Origin of the sequence: Allohahella marinimesophila (assembly GCF_039538005.1) — a bacterium.
Classification (GTDB): Bacteria; Pseudomonadota; Gammaproteobacteria; order Pseudomonadales; family Oleiphilaceae; genus Allohahella; species Allohahella marinimesophila.
The window spans coordinates 524,979-545,813 of sequence record NZ_BAABBO010000007.1 but is presented as its reverse complement, the minus strand read 5'-3'; the positions used below and the strand labels follow the sequence as shown (position 1 = coordinate 545,813).

Annotated in this window: 15 protein-coding genes; 13 read left to right on the top strand and 2 right to left on the bottom strand. The window is 59.0% G+C overall.

What is annotated here, in order from left to right; genetic code table 11:
* The first annotated feature begins 7 nt into the window (after window positions 1–7).
* From ABD735_RS08020 to ABD735_RS08010, 3 genes are read left to right on the top strand one after another with little or no spacing between them, the layout of a single operon-like run.
* The gene (locus ABD735_RS08020; protein WP_344805127.1) at window positions 8–3,049 is read left to right on the top strand and encodes a multidrug efflux RND transporter permease subunit; all 3,042 of its coding nucleotides are present in this window, start codon (window positions 8–10) and stop codon (window positions 3,047–3,049) included.
* Entirely contained in the window at window positions 3,046–6,123 is a 3,078-nt protein-coding gene (locus ABD735_RS08015) for an efflux RND transporter permease subunit (protein WP_344805125.1), read from the top strand. Before ABD735_RS08020 ends, ABD735_RS08015 begins: the two co-directional genes overlap by 4 nt.
* On the top strand, window positions 6,120–7,310 hold the full coding sequence (locus ABD735_RS08010) for a lipase family protein (protein ID WP_344805123.1): 1,191 nt from the start codon (window positions 6,120–6,122) through the stop codon (window positions 7,308–7,310). The genes ABD735_RS08015 and ABD735_RS08010 overlap by 4 nt, the downstream gene beginning before the upstream one ends.
* On the opposite strand, the gene ABD735_RS08005 is transcribed toward ABD735_RS08010, so the two are convergent.
* Entirely contained in the window at window positions 7,276–7,404 is a 129-nt protein-coding gene (locus ABD735_RS08005; protein ID WP_344805121.1) for a hypothetical protein, read from the bottom strand. The genes ABD735_RS08010 and ABD735_RS08005 overlap by 35 nt on opposite strands.
* Window positions 7,405–7,535: 131 nt before the next feature.
* On the opposite strand from ABD735_RS08005, the gene ABD735_RS08000 reads away from it, so the two are divergent.
* The 10 genes from ABD735_RS08000 (at window position 7,536) to ABD735_RS07955 (ending at window position 19,901) form a co-directional block, all read left to right on the top strand.
* Window positions 7,536–9,656, top strand: coding sequence for an acyltransferase family protein (locus ABD735_RS08000; protein ID WP_344805119.1), 2,121 nt, complete (start codon window positions 7,536–7,538; stop codon window positions 9,654–9,656).
* Window positions 9,657–9,745: 89 nt separating this feature from the next.
* Window positions 9,746–12,235 carry a heavy metal translocating P-type ATPase gene (locus tag ABD735_RS07995; protein WP_344805117.1) on the top strand — a complete coding sequence of 830 codons (2,490 nt, stop codon included), beginning with the start codon at window positions 9,746–9,748 and terminating at the stop codon, window positions 12,233–12,235.
* The gene (gene cueR, locus ABD735_RS07990; RefSeq protein WP_344805115.1) at window positions 12,232–12,648 is read left to right on the top strand and encodes a Cu(I)-responsive transcriptional regulator; all 417 of its coding nucleotides are present in this window, start codon (window positions 12,232–12,234) and stop codon (window positions 12,646–12,648) included. Before ABD735_RS07995 ends, cueR begins: the two co-directional genes overlap by 4 nt.
* Window positions 12,645–13,064: a YeeE/YedE family protein gene (locus ABD735_RS07985; RefSeq protein ID WP_344805113.1), complete on the top strand. Its 420-nt coding sequence runs from the start codon at window positions 12,645–12,647 to the stop codon at window positions 13,062–13,064. Before cueR ends, ABD735_RS07985 begins: the two co-directional genes overlap by 4 nt.
* 9 nt (window positions 13,065–13,073) lie before the next feature.
* A complete protein-coding gene (locus ABD735_RS07980) occupies window positions 13,074–13,502 on the top strand; it encodes a DUF6691 family protein (protein WP_344805111.1) in 429 nt (142 codons plus the stop codon).
* 10 nt (window positions 13,503–13,512) lie between these two features.
* Entirely contained in the window at window positions 13,513–14,775 is a 1,263-nt protein-coding gene (locus tag ABD735_RS07975; protein WP_344805109.1) for a hypothetical protein, read from the top strand.
* A gap of 89 nt (window positions 14,776–14,864) precedes the next feature.
* Entirely contained in the window at window positions 14,865–15,431 is a 567-nt protein-coding gene (locus ABD735_RS07970) for a DsrE family protein (protein WP_344805107.1), read from the top strand.
* Window positions 15,432–15,469: 38 nt separating this feature from the next.
* Window positions 15,470–16,258 carry a hypothetical protein gene (locus ABD735_RS07965; RefSeq protein WP_344805105.1) on the top strand — a complete coding sequence of 263 codons (789 nt, stop codon included), beginning with the start codon at window positions 15,470–15,472 and terminating at the stop codon, window positions 16,256–16,258.
* Between the two features lie 76 nt (window positions 16,259–16,334).
* A complete protein-coding gene (locus tag ABD735_RS07960) occupies window positions 16,335–19,043 on the top strand; it encodes a cation-transporting P-type ATPase (protein WP_344805103.1) in 2,709 nt (902 codons plus the stop codon).
* Between the two features lie 90 nt (window positions 19,044–19,133).
* Complete coding sequence (locus ABD735_RS07955; protein WP_344805101.1) at window positions 19,134–19,901, top strand: SDR family NAD(P)-dependent oxidoreductase; 768 nt, start codon at window positions 19,134–19,136, stop codon at window positions 19,899–19,901.
* 9 nt (window positions 19,902–19,910) lie between these two features.
* Here the strand turns inward: ABD735_RS07955 and arcC are convergent, their stop codons facing one another.
* Window positions 19,911–20,834, bottom strand: a complete 924-nt coding sequence (gene arcC / locus ABD735_RS07950; RefSeq protein ID WP_344805099.1) for a carbamate kinase — start codon at window positions 20,832–20,834, stop codon at window positions 19,911–19,913.
* Window position 20,835 lies beyond the last annotated feature (1 nt).

Here is a 20,835-nt window from a genome sequence, read left to right as displayed (position 1 = left end):
GCCGCTCATGTCTGAGATGTCCCGGCCCTTCATTCTCCGGCCGGTCGCCACTTCGCTGCTCATGCTTGCCCTCCTGGTGGCGGGCATCATGGCCTGGCGGCAGCTGCCCGTGTCGGCATTGCCTCAGGTCGAATACCCCATCATACAGGTCTTCACTTTTTATCCCGGCGCCGGACCCGATGTGACTTCACGCACGGTCACTGCGCCTCTTGAGCGCAGTCTCGGGCAGATTCCCGGACTCAGGCAAATGAGCTCCACCAGTTCCGGTGGCGCCTCGGTCATTACCTTGCAATTCGCGCTACAGGTGAATCTAGGACTCGCGGAGCAGGAGGTGCAGGCAGCGCTGAATGTTGCCGATAGCCTGCTGCCGACGGACCTTCCAGGCCCTCCAGTCTACCGGAAAGTCAATCCCGCCGATGCGCCAATCATGACACTGGCCGTCACCTCGAACAGCCTGCCACTGCCGGAAGTTCACGATCTGGTCGATACCCGCATGGCGCAGAAACTGGCGCAGGTGCAGGGCGTCGGGCTGGTGACGCTGGCTGGTGGCCAGAGGCCAGCCTTGCGGATTCAGGTGAACCCGGCGGCCGCCGCCGCTTACGGTCTCGGGCTGGTGGATATCCGTGAAGCGGTGGCCGCCACCAACGTCAGTCAGCCCAAGGGCAGTTTCGACGGCCCCATGCGCAGCACGCTTCTGGACGCCAACGATCAGATACGTTCGGTCGAAGACTATCAGAAGCTCATCCTTGCCTGGCAGGACGACGCACCCCTCCGCCTTGGCGATGTTGCCACCATCGTCGACGGTGCCGAGAATCGTTTTCTGGCGGCCTGGGCCAATAGGCAGCCGGCGGTTCTGCTGAACATTCAGAAGCAGCCAGGCGCCAATGTGATCGATGTCGCTGAGCGGATACGCACCTTGCTGCCACGTCTGTCATCGACCCTGCCCGCAGCCGTTGATGTCGTCGTACTCACCGATCGTACGGACAGTATTCGCGCCTCGATTCGTGATGTGCAGAAAGAGTTACTGCTTGCCATCGCACTCGTCGTGCTGGTGACTTTCGCGTTTCTCCACAGCGTACCAGCTACCATCATTCCGAGTATCGCAGTTCCACTGTCGCTGGTCGGCACATTCGCGTTCATGTATGTCGCCGGTTTTTCTATCAATAATCTCAGCCTGATGGCCCTGACCATCGCCACGGGTTTCGTGGTCGATGATGCGATCGTGATGCTGGAGAATATCGCCCGCCACCGTGAAGCAGGCGCAACACCAACCGAGGCGGCCTTGAAGGGCGCAAAGGAAATCGGCTTCACCCTCGTCTCGCTTACGGTGTCCCTCATTGCTGTACTCATTCCGCTGCTATTCATGGGTGATGTCGTCGGTCGAATGTTTCACGAGTTCGCAGTGACGCTGGCGGTAGCTATCGCGCTGTCCCTCCTGGTGTCGCTGACCCTGACGCCAATGATGTGTGCAAGAATGCTCCAGGCGCCAGCAGTGGACATCAATGAGCGAAAAGGGCTTATGAGCCGCATAATAGTGCGTTATGCAGCCGCGCTGGACTGGGTGCTGGCCCATCAGAAAACAACCATGGTCGTCATGCTTGGCACCATCGTCATGACAGTCATGCTGTACATTGCGGTGGACAAGGATTTCTTTCCAATACAGGACAACGGTGTCATTCAGGTGGTCACGGAGGCGGGGCAGTCAACCTCGTTCGCAGCCATGGCCGAAAAGCAACAATTGCTCGCCAGGGCCCTGCTGAAAGATCCAGATGTCGAAAGCCTGTCCTCCTTTATCGGCATTGATGGGACCAACCACACACTCAACAGCGGTCGGATGTTCATCAATCTGCCGCCTCACGATGAGCGTCATGCTTCGGTATTCGAAGTTATTGCGAGGTTGAGACAGGCCGCCGCTGCTGTCGATGGCATTGAAGCCTGGTTCCAGCCAGTGCAGGAACTTGCTATCGAAGATCAGGTCAGTCGTACCCAGTACCGTTTCACCCTGACCGCCCTCTCGACGGAAGAGCTTGCGCAATGGGTGCCCAGGATGATGACGGCGCTAGAGCAACGACCAGAGCTCATCGATGTCGCCAATGATCTTCAGCAACAGGGCCGGCAGGCCTACATCAATATCAACCGGGAGGCAGCAGCCCGCCTAGGTGTGGGCATATCCGCAGTGGCAGATACACTGCAGGATGCCTTCGGGCAGCGCCAGATCGCTACGCTTTTCACGCAGGCCAACCAATACCGCGTTATTCTCGAGGCAGATCCGGCACTGGGCAGGGGGCCGGAGGCACTGAACCAGCTCTATGTGATGAGTGCCGCCGGCGAAGCCGTGCCACTGGCCAGTCTGGCAACCGTCGAGCAGCGCTCTGCCGCTCTGCTGGTCAATCATCAGGGACAGTTCCCGGCCGCGACACTGTCGTTCAACCTGGCTCCCGGCTTCTCGCTTGGCGAAGCCTTGACGGCCATCGATAGGGTGGACAGTCAGCTCGACCTGCCGCCGAGCATCGAGCTGAGTTTTCAGGGCGCTGCGGAAGCTTTTCGCGCCTCGCTTGCGGATACGCTATGGCTTGTGCTGGCCGCCGTGGCGATGATGTATATCGTGCTGGGCGTATTGTACGAAAGCCTGGTTCATCCCATTACCATACTCTCGACCTTGCCCTCTGCCACCATGGGTGCGCTGCTTGCACTCCTGCTGACCGACCGCTCGCTCGACATGGTCGGCGCCATCGGTATGGTGCTGCTGATAGGACTGGTGAAGAAGAACGGCATCATGATGGTCGGCTTTGCGCTCGATGCACAGCGCAGGCATGGACTTTCCTCGACCGTTGCCATCAAGCGCGCGGCACTGATGCGCTTCCGGCCGATTCTGATGACGACACTGGCTGCGCTTTTTGGGGCCTTGCCCCTCATGCTGGCCAGCGGGTCGGGGGCTGAGCTTCGCCAGCCCCTCGGTCTGGTCATGGTCGGCGGCCTGCTGGTGAGTCAGGTGCTGACGCTCTTCACAACCCCGGTCGTCTATCTTTTCTTTGACCGGCTGCGATGAATCTTTCGGCGCCCTTCATTCGCAGGCCAATCGGCACCTCGCTGCTCGCTGCGGCGCTCGTCCTCCTGGGTCTGCTGGCCTGGCGGCAGCTTCCGGTAGCGCCCCTGCCGCCGGTCGATTACCCGACCATCATCGTGACCGCGAGCCTGCCTGGAGCCAGTCCTGAAAGCATGGCTGGCACTGTGGCAGCTCCGATGGAGCGCGCTTTCGGCAGTATATCTGGTCTGTCGGGGCTATGGTCGTCCAGTACGCAGGGCTCGACCCAGGTGGTGCTGCATTTCAGTATGGGTAAAGGCATCGAGGCGGCCGCCCGAGATGTTCAGGCTGCCATCAACGCCGTGCGTGGCGAGCTCCCCGCCGGTATGCGTGGCAATCCTGGCTATCGAAAGATCGACCCTGCACAGGCTCCCATCATGGCTTTCGCCCTCAGCTCTTCAACCTTGTCGACAAGTCAGCTCTATGACACCGCCTCGAGCCTGCTCGCCCAGCATATCGGCCAGGTGCCCGGAGTAGGGGAGGTCAGTGTGATAGGCTCTTCGCTGCCGGCTATCAGGGTGCAGCTCCATGCAGGCACGCTGCTGCACATGGGCCTCACCCTCGATGAAGTGCGCACAGCCATCATGCAGGCGAATCCCTTGCGCCCGCTCGGTGTTCTGGAAGACGACAGGTTTCGCTGGCAGGTACAGACAAACGATCCTCTGCGCACTGCTGCTGATTTTCGCCAGCTGGTGATACGGCACGACAGTGGTGCGCTGGTGCGACTGGGCGATGTGGCCAGGGTGTCCGAGTCAGTAGAAGACCGCTTCAGGAGCGGCTTCCATAATGGCGAGCCGGCCGTCATCCTGCTCGTTGGCCGCCAGGGAGGCGCCAACATCGTCGACACCATAGATGGTATCCATGAGAGCCTGCCGCGTCTTCGCTCGTTAATGCCGCCAGATAGCGATCTGTCTGTCGTCATCGACCGCTCACCGCTCATTCGGGCGACCATCGTGGAAGCTCAACGAGCCTTGGCGATCGCGGTAGGGCTGGTCATTCTGGTCATATGGTTTTTTCTCGGCACCTGGCGCAGCGCCTTGATTCCTGCATTAGCGATCCCAGTCTCGCTCGTGGGCACTTTCGTGGCGACGTATTTTTTCGGCTTTTCGCTGAACAACCTGTCGCTGATGGCGCTCGTCGTGGCCTGCGGGCTGGTCGTCGATGACGCGATTGTCGTGCTGGAAAATATCCGGCGACATATAGACGCGGGCTATACGCCGATGGAGGCTGCCAGACTCGGCAGTCAGGAAGTCGGCTTTACCTTGCTGGCGATGAATCTTGCGTTGATTATCGTGTTCATATCCATTCTCTTCGTCGGCGGCATCGTCGAGCGCCTGTTCAGGGAGTTTTCGCTCACGCTGGCGGCTGCGATCGTGATCTCGCTAGTGGTCTCGCTTACCTTGACGCCAAGCCTTTGTGCAAACTGGCTGCGCAGATCTGAACATGAAACGGGCGTGCGCCTGCAGCGGGCGAGGAAGGGCCTGCTCGATGCCTGGCAGGCTGGCTACAGCCGTAGTCTCGACTGGGCACTGCGCCATGGCCGGCTCGTTCTGCTGGTCTTCACAGGCGTGATCATATGCAACGTCTATCTCTATGCCACCATACCAAAGATAACCTTGCCCGAGCAGGATACCGGGCAGGTCTCCGGTAATGTCTGGGGGGACGATGGCGCCTCGTTTCAGTTGATGCAACCCAAGATCGCGATCTATCGCGACTATCTTCTTGATGATCCGGCTGTCGAAGAGGTAACGGGTACCAGTGGGGGCGGCGGCGCCACCAATGCCAGCCTGATTGTCAGGCTCAAGCCCTTCGACCAACGCAAGGCATCAGCTCGGGAGATCGTTGATCGACTGCGACAGAATGCACCGAGCGTGCCGGGCGCGCGGATGTCGCTGCGTGTCGACCAGGATATCCGCCTGTCGTCGCCTTTTGGCCGAAGTTCGCACGATCTGGTACTGAGGTCCGATTCGATCGCAGCGCTCGACGAATGGAGCCGGCGGGCGGCCGAGGCCATGAAGGCGCTGCCGGAGCTCGTCGACGTCGACTCGATCGGTGAAGAGGATAACCTTCAGGTGACGCTGAATATCGATCGTCAGGCTGCCCGACAGCGTGGCGTCGATGTCAGTGCCGTGGCGTCGTTACTGAACAATTCCTTTTCACAGCGCCAGGTGGCGACCTTGTATGAGCCCCTCAATCAGTACCGTGTCGTGATGGAACTCGCACCGGAGCAGACGGCCGACCCCAGTGTGCTGGAGCAGTTGCATGTGCTGACTGATGATGGGCAACAAGTACCACTTTCAGCCTTCGCCAGCTGGTCATACGGCCGTAGCGACGACAGGGTCGAGCATTCTGGCCAGTTCCTGACAAAGCGAGTCGGCTATGAGCTGGCACCAGAGGTCAGTGCTGAAGAAGCAGAGCTGGCAATAGAACAGATGCTGGACCGTATCATGCTGCCAACTCAGGTTCACGTCGCGCCCGGCAGCGGCAATGATGCCAGCGATCATCTGCGCGAGCCCTGGCTCATTCTCTGGGTGCTGGTGGCGGTCTATCTGGTGCTCGGAGTGCTGTATGAAAGTCTGCTGCACCCGCTCACTATCCTCTCGACCTTGCCGTCTGCGGGTATTGGGGCACTGCTCGCCCTGAATGTGTGGAGCCTCCAGTTCAGTCTGATTGCGTTGCTGGGCCTGTTTCTCCTCATCGGCATCGTGATGAAAAATGCCATTCTCATGATTGATTTTGCGCTTCAGCGCCAGCGACTCTGGAATGAAGCGCCTGCAGTAGCCATTCGCGAAGCTGCCCGTCTGCGGTTTCGGCCCATATTGATGACCAACCTCGCGGGTCTGCTCGGCGCCATTCCGCTGGCCATCGGTTATGGGGAAGGCGCCGAGTTACGCCAGCCGCTCGGCATCACCATCATGGGCGGTCTGGCGGTGAGTCAGTTGCTGACCTTGTATTCGACACCAGTTATCTACTTGTATTTCGAGCGATTTCGTCGGTATTGTCTGTCCTGGTCATCAGCTCAGGACACTTACCATTGAACGACATCGTCTTTCTCGCGCCAGGTTTTCTTGGCTTCGAGCGCTTCAATAACTTCAGCTATTTCGATGCCCGTGTGCTTGCCGCCCTGCGGGCAGCCCTGCAGACCATTCTTGGCGGCGCCGTGCCCGTGGTCGCGCTGAACACGAGGCCGAGCTCGCAGCTTGCGGTGCGTCAGGCAGAGCTGTTGAAAAATATCAGTGAGTTCGAGGCACGGTTCGGCCGCGCCGAACGGATTCATCTCATTGGTCACAGTACCGGGGGCGTGGATGCGGCACTGCTGCTCAACGACAAGCCGCTCACGGGCGTGGCCTGGGAACAACTGGATCCCACTGGTATTCGCCAACGTCTGCGCACCGTGATTCCGATGGCTGCGCCGCAATGGGGCACCTGTCTCACCCTGGCGCCATTCGTCCGCGTCGTGCGGGAGTCGCCCCTCAGGCAGCCTTTTCGAAGCGTGAAACGAATCGCTGCATTGGGTCGTTTGCTCAGCCGCGCCGCCAGGTCCTTTGTGAGGGATCAGTTTGCCAAGAACGCTTTCAGTGAGGTCATCACCGATATCGGGGAAGCTGGCCGCTATGTCATCGGCGTGCTGGCCGATCTGGACCTGCTCGACAATCTGCGCCCGGTTGAAATGATTGCGCTTCGACAGGGCAGTAACAGGGATCCGGCTCTCGAGGTCCGCCTGGCTTCGGTCGTCACGGCTGCCGGGATCAGGATTGGGGAGCCACCCTATCAGCCGGAACCGCTGTTTCGCACGCTGTACGAGGCGACGGCCGGCGAGGAGATTGATTGCCCGATGCCAGCAGCCCCGGGGCAACGGGCCGTTGAGGCCCTGCGCCAGGCCCTGCGGGATGGCCGGTGTATCAGTGATCAGTCGGTGCGGCCGAGGACGGTCGATCTCTGCGTGAATGATGGTATCGTCAATACCGCGCGGCAGCTCGTGATGTTTGACGAGCCACAGGTCGACGAAGAGTTGCTGGCATTCGCCATAGCCGATCACCTCGACGTGATCGGTTTCTACGCCCGCTTCAGGACGCCGGACTACGTCGACAGTGGGCTGTTACTGAGTGGCTCGGGGTGGACCGATGAGCAGTTCTACGAACTCTACACACGGATTGCCCGCTGTATCAGTGAACAGATTCCTCAATCCGCTACTCATCGTCGCCAGGTATCGGCCAGACCCTGACCTGACGTTTGCCGGACTGCTTGGCGTAATACATGGCAGCATCAGCACGCTGCAGCAGGGTGTGCACCACATCGTCAACACGCCCGCGGGGCATGCTTTTCCGTTATTTCCTGCCTTACCCTCGGTTTACACCTAGGCTGTTGTCGATTTTGAGTACTGCATCACTGCTTGTGATGCCTGAAGTCGTACCATCGCGTGGTTCACGCCATAGACAAGGATGATACGGTGTCAGAGTCAAGCGCGCGGGAGTCCGCCGGTTCATATTTCCCCCACATCGATGGACTGCGTGCGCTCGCGGTGTTGAGCGTCCTGCTGGCGCATGTCGATGTGGCGTTTCTCGCCGGTGGCTATGTTGGCGTCGATGTGTTCTTCGTCATCAGCGGTTTCCTCATCACCCGCATGATCGTGAACGAGGTTCAGACCAGCGGAACCTTTCGCTTTGGGCGTTTTTACGTTCGCCGAATCCGCAGGCTCTTGCCAGCCCTGCTGGTGGTCCTCGCGATCACCACAGTCATTGCGGCCGTCATCTATTCGCCAGCGCACCTTTACAGTTATGGTGCTGAGCTGGCCTCTGCGCTGTTCAGCGTCTCCAACTTTTACTATCTGGCAGAGGCTGACTATTTCGCCAGCGCCGCGCAACTCAAGCCTCTGTTGCATACCTGGAGCCTGAGCGTCGAAGAGCAATTCTATCTGCTGTGGCCACTCACGCTCGTGCTCCTGTTGCACGCAAGAACCCGACGCTACCTGCCGCTGATACTGCTGGCCCTGATTGCCTGCGGTCTGTATCTGAACGCAAAGTTCTCAGATGGCTCGGTCTACCTTGTGCGCGCCATATCGCCGGCGCTCGCGGAATACATCAACGATGGCAAGACCAGCACCTACTTTCTGTTGCCGTTCCGGGTCTATGAATTTGCTATCGGCGCGCTGCTGGTCTTCATTGCGTCAGCCCGGCCACCGAGACAGCTGGTCGATGATGCGCTGGCGCTCATCGGCCTCGCTTTGATTGTCTTCAGCCTGTTGAGCTTCGATGAGCACATGCTGTTTCCTTCCTGGTACGCGCTGCTGCCCTGTATCGGTACGGCACTGGTCATTCATTCGGGTGGGCGAAGCCGACTGGCGCTAGTGTTGACCAATCCTGCGGCCGTGTATGTCGGGTTGGTCAGCTATTCGCTGTATCTCGTGCATTGGCCCTTGATTGCCTTCTGGCGTTACCTGCATCCCGGCGCCGACCTGGACCTGCTCGACCAGACCGGCCTGATCGCCGTGTCCTTCGTGCTGGCGCACATCCTCCATATGCAGGTCGAGAAACCCGCACGTTATTCATCCTTGCTTCAGCGACCTCGCATGTTGCTCTCCGGCGTAAGCCTGGTCGTTACCCTGTTTGCTGTCACGGGTTTGCACATGATGTATTCCGGTGGTTGGGGCTGGCGGGTCACACCCATATACCAACTCGATTTTCAGACAGCTGCGTCCGTTCATCCCGGCGAGCCAGAGGCGGATTTGCACCTCAGGTTCGGCAGGGAGGGATATGGCGGGCACACCTATCCCTTCTATGGACCGGTCAGCGAAGGCATGACCCCGGATATTGTCGTGATAGGCGACAGCCATGCCCGACACTATGCTGAAGGCTTGCAGGCGGGTATCGCAGAGCCATCCAAGATCGGGCTCTACATGGCCGCAGGCATCAGTTGTCTTCACCTGCCGTCCTTTACCCGAACGACGGCAGGGCGCGACTGGGACGGGATGTGTCCTGCTTCGCTCGATCGCGCCCTGGCTTACATTGGCAAAGCCCCACGACCACCTCTGGTGATCGTTTCGCATTCATGGCTGTGGCAGCTTCAGCAAGCGGACCGGCTCGATGCACAGGGCGCAAGGCTCAATGAAAAGCTGGCTGAGAACGCGCTCTTCGATGGCATTCTTGCCCTGAAGCGCCTCATAGGTGCTTCGCAGCTTGTGGTCATCGGCAATGTGCCAACGACTGGTGTTGATGTGGACCTTATCGACGCCTTTACCCGACCGCAGCTCGATCTGTTTCCGCAGCGCGATCCGGAAAGCTACGTCGCTACCGCGAGGCAGCATCCAAAGCTGGCCAGGTTACAGGCCTTCAACCGAAAACTTCGCACACTATCGGTCAGTACAGGAGCCTTCGAGTTCTACGATCCCTTCGATGCGCTGTGCGATCAGAACACCTGTACCAACGTGACAGCTGATCGACAGCTCGTGTATTCCGATGGCAGCCACCTCAGCAAGTTTGGTTCACGGATGGTGGTCGAAGGCCTGAAGGCCGCCATCGAACTGCCAGCGGCACCCACGGCCGAGACAATTGCCCGGCAGGCTGGCTTATAGCGTACTGATGTAGGAAAAAAATGCTTGACCTTCCCATGATGGGAGGCTGCAGACTGGGTGCTTACTATCCCGATCTGTGGAGATACAATATGAATCAGGCCGACCTTGCGCCGCCCGGTCAGGGAAATCTTCGAACCTTGCGTCTGCCCATCCGCGGCATGACCTGCTCGTCCTGCGCAGGACGTGTCGAAAAAGCGCTGCGTCAACTCGACGGCGTCAAGGAAGTCAGCGTCAACCTGGCAGTCGACTCTGCTCAGGTGACAGCGGTATCGGTGCTGTCTGTAGCAGACATGGCAGAAGCGGTCAGACTGGCGGGCTACCAGGTGCCGACAGAGACTATCGATCTCGATATCAGTGGATTGAGCTGCGCCTCCTGCGTAGGCCGGGTAGAGAAGGCGCTGCTCGGCCTCGAAGGCTCAGTGGCTGCCGCTGTCAATCTCGCGACCGAAAGTGCCCGCACTACGGTACTGGAAGGTGAGGCAAGTCTGAGCGAACTGGTACAAGTCGTCAGACGTGCCGGTTATGGCGCGCAGGCCCCTGCCAGCACCTCAGAACGGGTGTCGAACCCGCAGGCTCACTCGGGCTCGCCAGCTGACCATGAGCGGCGGGCCGTCATCATCGCCGCGCTGCTGTCTCTGCCGCTCATCATCCCCATGTTACTCGAGCCTTTCGGGGTTCACTGGATGTTGCCTGGCTGGGTCCAGCTGCTGCTGGCGACGCCAGTGCAGTTCTGGTTGGGCGCGCCCTTCTACAGAGCCGGCTGGCATGCCGTCAAGGCCCGTACGGGTAACATGGATCTGCTGGTGGCCATTGGCACCAGTGCAGCCTACGGCCTCAGTATTTTCGAGCTTGTACGTCACGCAGGTGAAGCAGGCGCGCCATACTATTTTGAAGCATCGGCGGTGATCATTACCCTGGTCTTGCTCGGGAAATGGCTTGAGGGCCGAGCAAAGCGCCAAACCACGGAGGCCATCAGGGCTCTGCAGGCGCTGCGGCCAGATACCGCGCGGGTGCGGAGCGCTGAGGGTGACACCGAGGTGCCAATCGAGGACATTTCGGTGGGCGATCATGTCGTGGTCCGTCCGGGTGAGCGCATTCCTGTGGATGGAAAGATCCTGGAAGGTGATTCGCACGTCGACGAAGCCATGTTGACGGGTGAAAGCCTGCCAGTGACGAAGCAGGCTGGGGATACTGTGACAGGCGGCGCGATCAATGCCGAGGGGTTGTTATTGATCGACACGACCGCAGTCGGCACGGAAACGGCCCTGGCGAGAATCATTCGCCTGGTCGAAGACGCCCAGGCAGCGAAGGCGCCCATCCAACGACTGGTCGACAAGGTCAGCGCCGTGTTCGTGCCAGTCGTCCTGCTGATCGCGCTTGTGACTTTCATCGCCTGGCGGGTTTTCGGCGGCGACGTCCAGACCGCCATCCTCAATGCCGTCGCAGTGCTCGTTATTGCCTGTCCCTGTGCGCTAGGCCTGGCAACACCGACAGCCATCATGGCCGGCACTGGAGTGGCGGCACAACATGGCATACTCATCAAGGACGCCATTGCGCTCGAGCATGCGCATCGCATTTCTACGGTGGCCTTCGACAAGACGGGCACCCTGACCGTTGGCAAACCCAGGCTGATGCTGGCCACGGCCGTTGACAATGATCGCCGTGCGCTGCTCCGGCTCGCTGCGGCCGTGCAGGCGGGGAGCGAGCATCCGCTAGCGCAGGCGGTGCTCGAGGCGGCCGGTGCCGAGGGTGTACAAGCGTCTTCGGCAGATCAGGTAAGCGCCTTGCCGGGCCGTGGTATCGAGGCCCGTGTGGAGGGCAGACTACTGACGCTTGGCAATACCCGTGTCATGAACGAACTTGGTGTGGATTTCTCTGCGCTCAGTGAAACAGCCGAAGATCAGCAGCGTCAGGGTAGAACCGTCTCATGGCTGGCCGCCAGAGATGACACGGACAAGGCGGCAACGCTGCTAGGATTGCTCTGTTTCGGCGATGAGGTCAAACCTTCGGCAAGGCAGGCGATCAGGCACTTGCACGATCTAGGTATCCGGACAGTGATGTTGACCGGTGATAACAGGGGCAGCGCCGAGGCCATTAGCCAGGTGCTGGCCATCGATGAAGTCTTTGCTGAGGTTCTGCCTGCTGATAAGGCCGATGCGATTGCAAGGCTCAAACAGAGTGGCGCGACTGTTGCGATGGTAGGCGATGGTATCAACGACGCGCCCGCCCTGGCGGCGGCAGATATTGGAATTGCGATGTCGACCGGTACCGATGTGGCCATGCACGCAGCGGGCATCACGCTCATGCGGGGCGAGCCAGCGTTAGTAGCTGAGGCGATCGACATTTCCAGGCGTACCTATTCGAAAATCAGGCAGAATCTGTTCTGGGCTTTCGTGTATAACGTCGTGGGCATCCCGCTGGCCGCCTTTGGCTTCCTCAGTCCAGTTGTTGCTGGAGCTGCCATGGCCTTCAGTAGTGTCAGCGTGGTGAGCAATGCGCTGTTGCTGAAACGCTGGAAGCCGGCGAGGGAAGAGGCGGAAGCCCGGGACCCAGCAAATCCTCCGGGAGGTGACAGATGAATATCGGACAGGCGGCGAAAGCCAGCGGTATTACCGCAAAAATGCTCAGGCACTATGAGTCTATCGGGCTCATCAGAGAGAGCCAGCGCAACGAGGCCGGCTACCGCCTCTATTCAGAGGCCGACCTGCATATCCTGCGATTCGTCAAACATGCTCGATCGCTGGGCTTCTCACTGGATGATATTCGCCATCTGCTGTCGCTCTGGCAGGATGGCTCGCGCGCCAGCGCAGACGTGAAGGCGCTCGCTCTGGCTCATATGGCTGCACTTGACGAAAAAATTCGAGCCTTGTCTGACATGAGATCTGAAATCAAGGCCCTTGCGGATAGCTGCAAGGGAGATCAGCGACCAGAATGTCCTATCATCGCCGGCCTGGCTGCCGATGACGAATCTTCAGGAGGTATGACCGCATGACCGAGTTCACACCATTTACGGGCCTGGCAGGTGGGCTACTCATTGGCTTGTCGAGCGTGCTGATGCTGCTTGGCGCTGGACGCATTGCCGGCATCAGCGGCATTTTTGGTGGCCTGCTGGCACCAGTCAGGGGAGACACAGCCTGGCGAGCCATGTTCATTGCCGGCCTTGTCATTGGCGCGCTGGCCTGGCGCCTGTTCTCGGACGAGCCCTTACCGGTGGATCTGCAAGTCAGCTGGCCGATCATGATCGTAGCCGGCTTTCTCGTGGGCTTCGGTGCACGACTTGGTGGAGGTTGCACCAGTGGCCATGGCGTCTGCGGAATTGGTCGGCTGTCCAGGCGCTCGATCGTGGCCACCCTCACTTTCATGGGCACAGCCATTCTGACCACCTTCGTTATGCGTCATCTGATATAGGACACTGAAATGAAACATTCCAGACATCCCGCGCTACTGGCGCTGTCTCTTGTCGCAGGCATCATCTTTGCGCTGGGCCTCATCATTTCGCAAATGGTGAATCCTGCGAAAGTACTGAATTTTCTCGACCTTGCAGGCGATTGGGACCCGACGCTAGCCTTTGTCATGGGCGGCGCGCTCATGGTGACCATGCCGGCGTTCCGATTCATCCTCAAACGGCCGCACCCTTTGCTGGACAAGCGTTTCTACCTGCCTACCAAGGCTGATATCGATACCCGCCTATTGACTGGCTCTGCCATTTTTGGTGTTGGCTGGGGTATTGCCGGGCTCTGTCCGGGACCTGCGCTCACAGCCCTCGCCACTGGTCTGCTGCCTGTAGTCGGATTCGTGCTTGCCATGGCCGCTGGGGCTTACGTCTTCAAGCTGTTTTTCGACTGAAGCCTGCATCATGACAAAGGCATCCGCTGCGGAACAGCTGAACCGAAACTGTCTTTGCCGAACAGTAGACCGATCGCGGCTGGAAACAGCGCTTGTTGATGATCGAGCAGACGCCGATCTGCATGCCGATATTCTGAGCGAGCGTCCCCATCTGTTTTCCAGCACGGCTGTATTTGTGACTCAGGCGCAGGTCGATCGCATGCGTGAGGTCATTGCTGCGGTCGAGCAGGTCGTCAAGTGTCCGCCGTATCGTGACACAGTCATGCAATGGGCACCGGAGACCGCCAGTCACTACTCAGCCGCACGCGGTGTCTTCATGGGCTTTGATTTTCATATGGGCGAGCAGGGACCTCAGCTCATCGAAATCAACACCAATGCTGGCGGCGGCTTTCTCAATGCTGCCCTGCTGAGGGCCCAGCAAGCTTGTTGCGGTGCGACGGATCCAGTGCCCAGACACGGTCAGGCCCTGGACGCAGCTTTTGTCGCCATGTTTGAAGCGGAGTGGGGGTTGCAGCGCGAGCATGGCGACCCGCTGGTCCGTATTGCCATCGTTGATGAGGCGCCATCTGAGCAATACCTGTATCCCGAGTTTGAGTTGGCGAAGCGCCTGTTCAAAAGGCATGGTATCGATGCTGTCATAGCTGATCCCTCTGAGCTGGTTTTAGACCAGGGTCGACTGTCATACCAGTCCCTGCCAGTTGATCTGGTGTACAACCGGCTGACTGATTTTGCCCTGGTGGAACCGCAGCATGCAGTGCTCAGGGCTGCCTGGCTGAGTGATGCCGCGCTCTTTACCCCTCATCCACGTGCGCACGCGCTTTACGCCGACAAACGTAATCTGACCGTCCTGTCAGATTCGATTACACTGGCCTCCTGGGGCATCGACCCCTCCTGTATCGACACACTTCAAGCTGGCGTGCCGCTAACTGTACCGGTAGGGGGAAGCAATGCTGAAGACCTGTGGCAGCGACGAAAGTCACTGTTTTTCAAACCCGCAGCCGGGTATGGCAGCAAGGCGGCCTACCGCGGCGACAAGCTTACCCGGCGGGTCTGGGACGAGATCAGACGAGGTGATTATGTCGCACAGGCTCGTGTCGCCCCCAGTGAACGGACATTGCAGGTTGACGGGCAGTCTACTGCGCTGAAGCTCGATATCCGGGCCTATGCGTATGCCGGAGCGCTACAACTGCTCGCTGCAAGACTGTACCAGGGTCAGACCACGAATTTTCGTACGCCCGGAGGCGGCTTCGCGGCAGTTTTTGTGGCGGGTTAAGTGCGCTACATGCGATCGCTATCTTTTGCGCCAACGTAGATATCCGCAATACAGGGAAGATATCGGTGGTAGTGAAAGTGGAGACAGGTATGAAGTCGTATTGGCTTTTTCTAGTGGTAGTATCGATTTGTATTGGCGTTGGTCCCGCACTGGCAGAGGCGGAAACCAAACCGGAACCAGGGCAGTGGAGTAGCCCGAGAATAGAAGGCTATGGCAAGGTCAAGCCTTTCGAGGGCGCGGCTGTCCCAATCCGCCCGGATACAGTCTATTCGATCGTATTCGATGTGGCTGAGTCCGGCGATCAGCCGGGCCAGGTGCTGCCGGGTCTTGAGCGTGTCGCCAGGTTCCTGAATCTGGCCGCCTTGGCGAAGGTGCCTGAGGAAAATCTCAAGTTGGTGGTGGTGCTTCATGACGAGGCCACAGCCGCTGCGTTTGAAGACAACACCTATCACACGCTCTATGGCCGGATCAATCCAAGCCTTGACCTCATCACAAGACTGAAAGAAGCGAATGTCGAGATCCTCGTCTGCGGGCAGGCCCTTGCGCATCAGAACATCAGCACTGAAAAGGTCGTCGAGCCGGTCAATATTGCTGCGGCTGCTGTTTCAGTGCTGGCCGATTATCAGCTCAGTGGCTATGCGCTCATCACTGATTGAGGGCGTCGGGCTATATCAATCGCCAGGAGGCACACATCATGGATATTGGACGTCGGCACATCAGGCGTGAGCTGCTCCCAACACCGCATTCGATCTCGGAACGCCTGGGCTTCTGGACAGGCGTCCTGATCTCCCCGGTATTCGGGATTGGCAGTGCATTGAGAAAAGATCGCGTGTTCCATCCGAAAGGCGTGTTCTTCGAAGCCAGCGTAGTGCCTGGAGCGGATGCCGGTGAATTTTCAGGCCTGGCTCGACGCCTGGCTGGTAACGCCCTCATCAGACTGTCCGCAGGGGGCTGGCGTCGAAACCGACGCTTTTTGCCTGATGTACTCGGCTTCACCATCAGGTTCAAAGGCCAGTCGGGCGATACTGACGCGGGGCTGCAGGATCTTCTAATGGTCACTGCGCGCAGCCCCTGGTCCTTGGTGCCCGACAGCCTCATGACAGATCGCTCGAGCTTCCTCAACAACATCTACTATGGACTCTCGCCATTCGAGGTAGATGGCCAGCGTGACTTGCAGCTTCGCATTATTCCCCGGAGCACAGGCGCTGAAGGTGGTGACCGCTACGAGCGAATCGTCAATGCTGTCGACAGCGGGAACGCCTGCTTCGAGCTGCAGATTTCAAAACCGAACGCGGCAGCCGACTGGCTGATACTTGCCACCATACATATCCGCCAAGCCGCAAAGACCGACACGGAGAAGGTGTTTTTCCATCCCTTCCGAGACGGGCAAGCCATCAATCCTCAGGGCTTCATTCATTACCTCAGGGCGGTACCTTACCTGGCGAGTCGGTATGCCCGAAAGACACTCAATGACGAGCATTGACGCTCCACTTGATTTAGAGCAAAGCGCACCATGGCCTGCATGAGACAATGCCTGAGTATCATTCGGGAGAAAGTCAGTGCGGGAAATCGATGTGGATGCGGCTCGACAGCCTTGGCACTGTCACGATCAGACTTACGCCTATGAGGCACTCAGTGCCCACGAATCAGGTCTTGGCACGGCTGAAGCTGAAACGCGTCTAGCCTCGATCGGGCCAAACAGGCTGGATGAGGTCGCAGGCACTAGCCTCACGGTTCGTGTTCTCCGTCAGTTTCAGAATGCACTTATTTATGTACTCCTTGTAGCGGCGGTCATTACCACCGTGCTCGGTGAATGGGTCGATACTGTCGTTATTCTGGGCGTCGTCATCATTCAGGCGCTTATCGGTGTCATTCAGGAAGGTAAGGCGGAGAAAGCGCTGAATGCCATCCGTCAGCTGCTCTCTCATGAAGCGATCGTGCAACGTGATGGACGCACCCAGACTGTACCTGCCGAAGCGCTGGTACCGGGTGATGTCGTGATGCTGCAGCCTGGTGATCGTGTGCCGGCTGATCTGCGACTGTTACGAACTCGCGAACTCTCTGTCGACGAGTCCATCCTTACAGGTGAATCCCAAACGGTCTTGAAATCGGTAGATCCCGTCGTAGAAGCGGCGCCTCTGGCTGAGCGCTTCTGCATGGTCTATTCCGGAACGCTGGTTACAGCAGGCGCTGCGTCGGGCCTGGTGGTGTCGACGGGGCCGGCTAGCGAAATAGGTCGTATCAGCGGCATGCTTGACAAGGTAGAGCCCCTGGCGACGCCGCTGCTGAAGAAGGTTGAACAGTTTGCACGACAGATCGCCGTGGCAACTGTAGTGCTGGCCATTGTCACTTTTCTATACGGATGGCTGTTTCAGGACTATACCGCAGCCGAAATGTTTTTGGTCGCAGTGGGGCTGGCAGTGGCTGCCATTCCTGAAGGCCTGCCGGCCATCCTCGCGATCACCCTGGCGATTGGTGTGCAGCGGATGGCGCGACGCAAGGCGATTATCCGTCAGTTGCCGGCGGTCGAAACACTTGGCGCTGTCAGCGTCATCTGCACCGACAAGACTGGCACTTTGACCCGGAACGAGATGACGGTCACTGACGCCGTGTCACGTGATGCGCACTTCGTCATCGAAGGCGTAGGCTACGAGCCCGTCGGTGATGTGCTGCTGACTGGCCAGCGGGTGGAGGCCGCAAATCAGCCCGTACTCAAGCAACTGGCGCAGGCTGCGCTGCTGTGTAACGACGCGGCTTTGCATCGCGCAGAAGACGGGCGTTGGACACTGGCTGGCGACCCGACTGAGGGGGCCTTGTTATCCTTCGCCATGAAAAGCGGACTTGAAACCGCCCATGAACTGCACGAGCATCCACGAGCCGATGCCATTCCCTTCGAATCAGAAAATCGCTATATGGCAACGCTGAATCACGATCATCATGGTAAGGCCTTCGTCTGCGTTAAAGGTGCACCCGAGCGGCTGATGGAACTGTGCGACAGCGAACGCACTGAGTCGGGAGTCCAGCCGCTGGATCGTGAATTCTGGACCGCGCAGGCCCATGGCCTCGCTTCGGATGGCAAGCGCGTGCTCGCGCTGGCGACTACTGACCCGCGACCCGCCAAGGGACAACTCGATATCGAGGATCTGTCAACAGGGCTGGCTCTGGTTGGGTTGCTGGGGATGGTAGATCCACCACGCCCTGATGCCGTCAGGGCAGTGGCGTCCGCCCAGGCCGCGGGTATTCGCGTCAAGATGATTACCGGCGACCATGCGGGCACGGCAGCTGCCATCGGGCGCAGCATGAACATTGGCACCGGCACTGAACCAGTTACGGGCGCCATGCTCGAAACTCTGGACGATGGTGCCCTGTCATCCCTGCTGGCCGAAACAGATATATTTGCCAGAACCTCGCCGGAACACAAGCTGCGCCTCGTCACCGCGCTGCAGGCTCAGGACAGGATCGTCGCTATGACCGGCGATGGTGTCAATGACGCCCCAGCACTCAAGCGGGCGGATGTCGGCATCGCCATGGGCCTCAAGGGCACCGAAGCTGCGAAACAGGCTGCCCGGGTCGTATTGGCCGATGACAACTTTGCTTCGATTGTCCATGCCGTAGAAGAAGGTCGTATTGTTTACGACAACTTTCGCAAGGCCGTACTCTTCGTTCTGCCGGTGAGCGGTGGGCAAGCCCTGAGCATACTGGCGGCCGTGGCCATGGGTATCATGATGCCCATCACACCGGTGCAGATACTCTGGGTCAACATGGTCACGGCGGTTACGCTGGCACTTGCCCTGGCTTTCGAGCCAGCAGAACCTGGCATCATGAAGCGGCAGCCCCGTGCTCCGAATGCGCCGCTGCTCACCAGTTTTCTGGTATGGCGCAGCCTTTTCGTGTCGGTGCTGATGGTAGCAGCCAGTTTCGGACTGCATCTCTGGTATCTTGACGCTGACTTCAGTCTGGAGCTGTCGCGGACGATCGCGGTCAATACCCTCGTGCTTTGCGAAATCATGTATTTGCTCAGTACACGGGTCATCGATGCACCTGCCTTGAAGTGGCGGTCGCTGACAGCAAATGCCTATGTCTGGTACGCCATCGCCGCACTGCTCGCGCTGCAGCTGCTTTTCACCTACGCCCCGCCGTTTCAACACCTGTTCGACACGAAACCACTCGCGGTGATCGACTGGCTCCGCGCCGGGGCGCTTGCACTCATACTCTTCGTGTTGGTCGAGCTTGAAAAAAGCCTGCTCAGATTCAAGGCCAAACATTGATGTCGATCAAGATCAGCGGCTTGCAGCGGGCGTATAACTGAAGGCTCCCTTGCTTGGCAGGGGTCAGCAACGATAGACAGGGAAAAAACAATGAACAGGCTGCAGGAGAAAAAAGTCATCGTCACAGGGGGTGCACTCGGCATCGGGCGAGCTGCTGTTATTCGTATGGCGCAGGAAGGCGCTGCCGTGGCCATACTCGACTGCGTCGATGAAGAAGGCGAGGCACTGGCTCAGGCGGTCAATGCCGAAGGTGGTAAAGCTCGATACTGGCATTGTGATGTCACGAGCGAAAGCACGGTATCTGACGTATTCGACGAAGTGGCGGCCAGCTTTGGCGGACTCGATGCCGTGGTCAGTAATGCCGGTATCGCCGGTGTCAACAAGCCGACACACGAGATCACTGAAGAAGAGTGGGACCACGTTCAGGCAGTGAACGTCAAAGGTGTGTTCTTCTGTACCAAGCACGCGATTCGTCATCTCCGTGAGGCTGGCGGTGGCAGTATCATCAACCTGTCATCGATCTATGGCCTGGTCAGTGCGCCGGATCTACCGCCGTATCATGCGTCCAAGGGCGCAGTCCGGCTGATGACGAAAACGGATGCACTGCTGTACGCGGCCGACAGGATCCGTGTCAATTCGGTACATCCTGGCTTTATCTGGACGCCGCTCGTCGAAAAGCATCTGGGTGATCAGGGTGATGTCGAGGCGGGCCGGCAGCAGCTCAATGCGCTGCACCCCCTGGGTCATATCGGCGAGCCGGATGACATCGCCTGGGGCATCGTCTATCTCGCGTCAGACGAGTCGAAGTTTGTCACTGGTTCAGAACTAGTGATCGACGGCGGTTATACCGCCCACTGAAGGTCGCGCTCAGCTCTGTTTTTCGTGCGTCAGGCTGACGGCGGTGCCTGCCGAGCCCGACAGCATGGCTGCGATATCCTTGAGCGCTCCAATGACGGCGGTCTTGCCAGTTTTTCTGGCAAAATCGCAGGCCGCCTCGACCTTTGGTCCCATCGATCCAGCGGGAAAGGCTGCGGCGTCCAGATCATCAGGATGGACACTCCGGATTGGTCTCGAACTGTCAGTGCCCCAGTCGAGGTAGACAGCATCGACGTCGGTAGCAATGATCAGGCAGTCGCACTGCAATTCAGCAGCCAATACGGCCGAACATCGATCCTTGTCGATAACAGCTTCTACGCCGCGCAAAAAACCGTTATCGTCGCGGCAGGTTGGGATGCCGCCGCCGCCAGCACAGATAACGATACTGCCTTTTTCCAGCAGCCATTCAATCGGGCGTCTTTCGAATATTCGAAGCGGCTCGGGACTCGCCACCACACGCCGAAATGACTCGCCATCCGGCGCCATGGCCCATCCTTTTTCCTGCATCAGCTGCTCGGCCTCATCCTGTTCGTACAGTGGCCCTATCGGTTTTGTTGGATGGTCGAAGGCGGGGTCGTCCGCCGCGACTTCGACCTGGGTCAGCAAGGTTGCCAGCGGCGCACCGCCAGGCAACAGGTTGCCTAGCTCCTGCTCAATCATATAGCCGATCATACCGTCCGTCTGTGCGCCCAGTATATCGAGCGGAAACGGTTCGTGAGCCTTGTCAGCCGCCGCCTGAAGTGCCAGCAGCCCCACCTGTGGGCCATTACCGTGACAGATCACCAGCTCATTACCTTCGACTATCGACGCCAGCTGCTTGACGGCCGTGCGAATGTTCTCACGTTGATGGGCCGCCGTCATCGGTTGTCCTCGTTGCATGAGGGCATTGCCGCCGAGTGCTACGACTATTCTCATT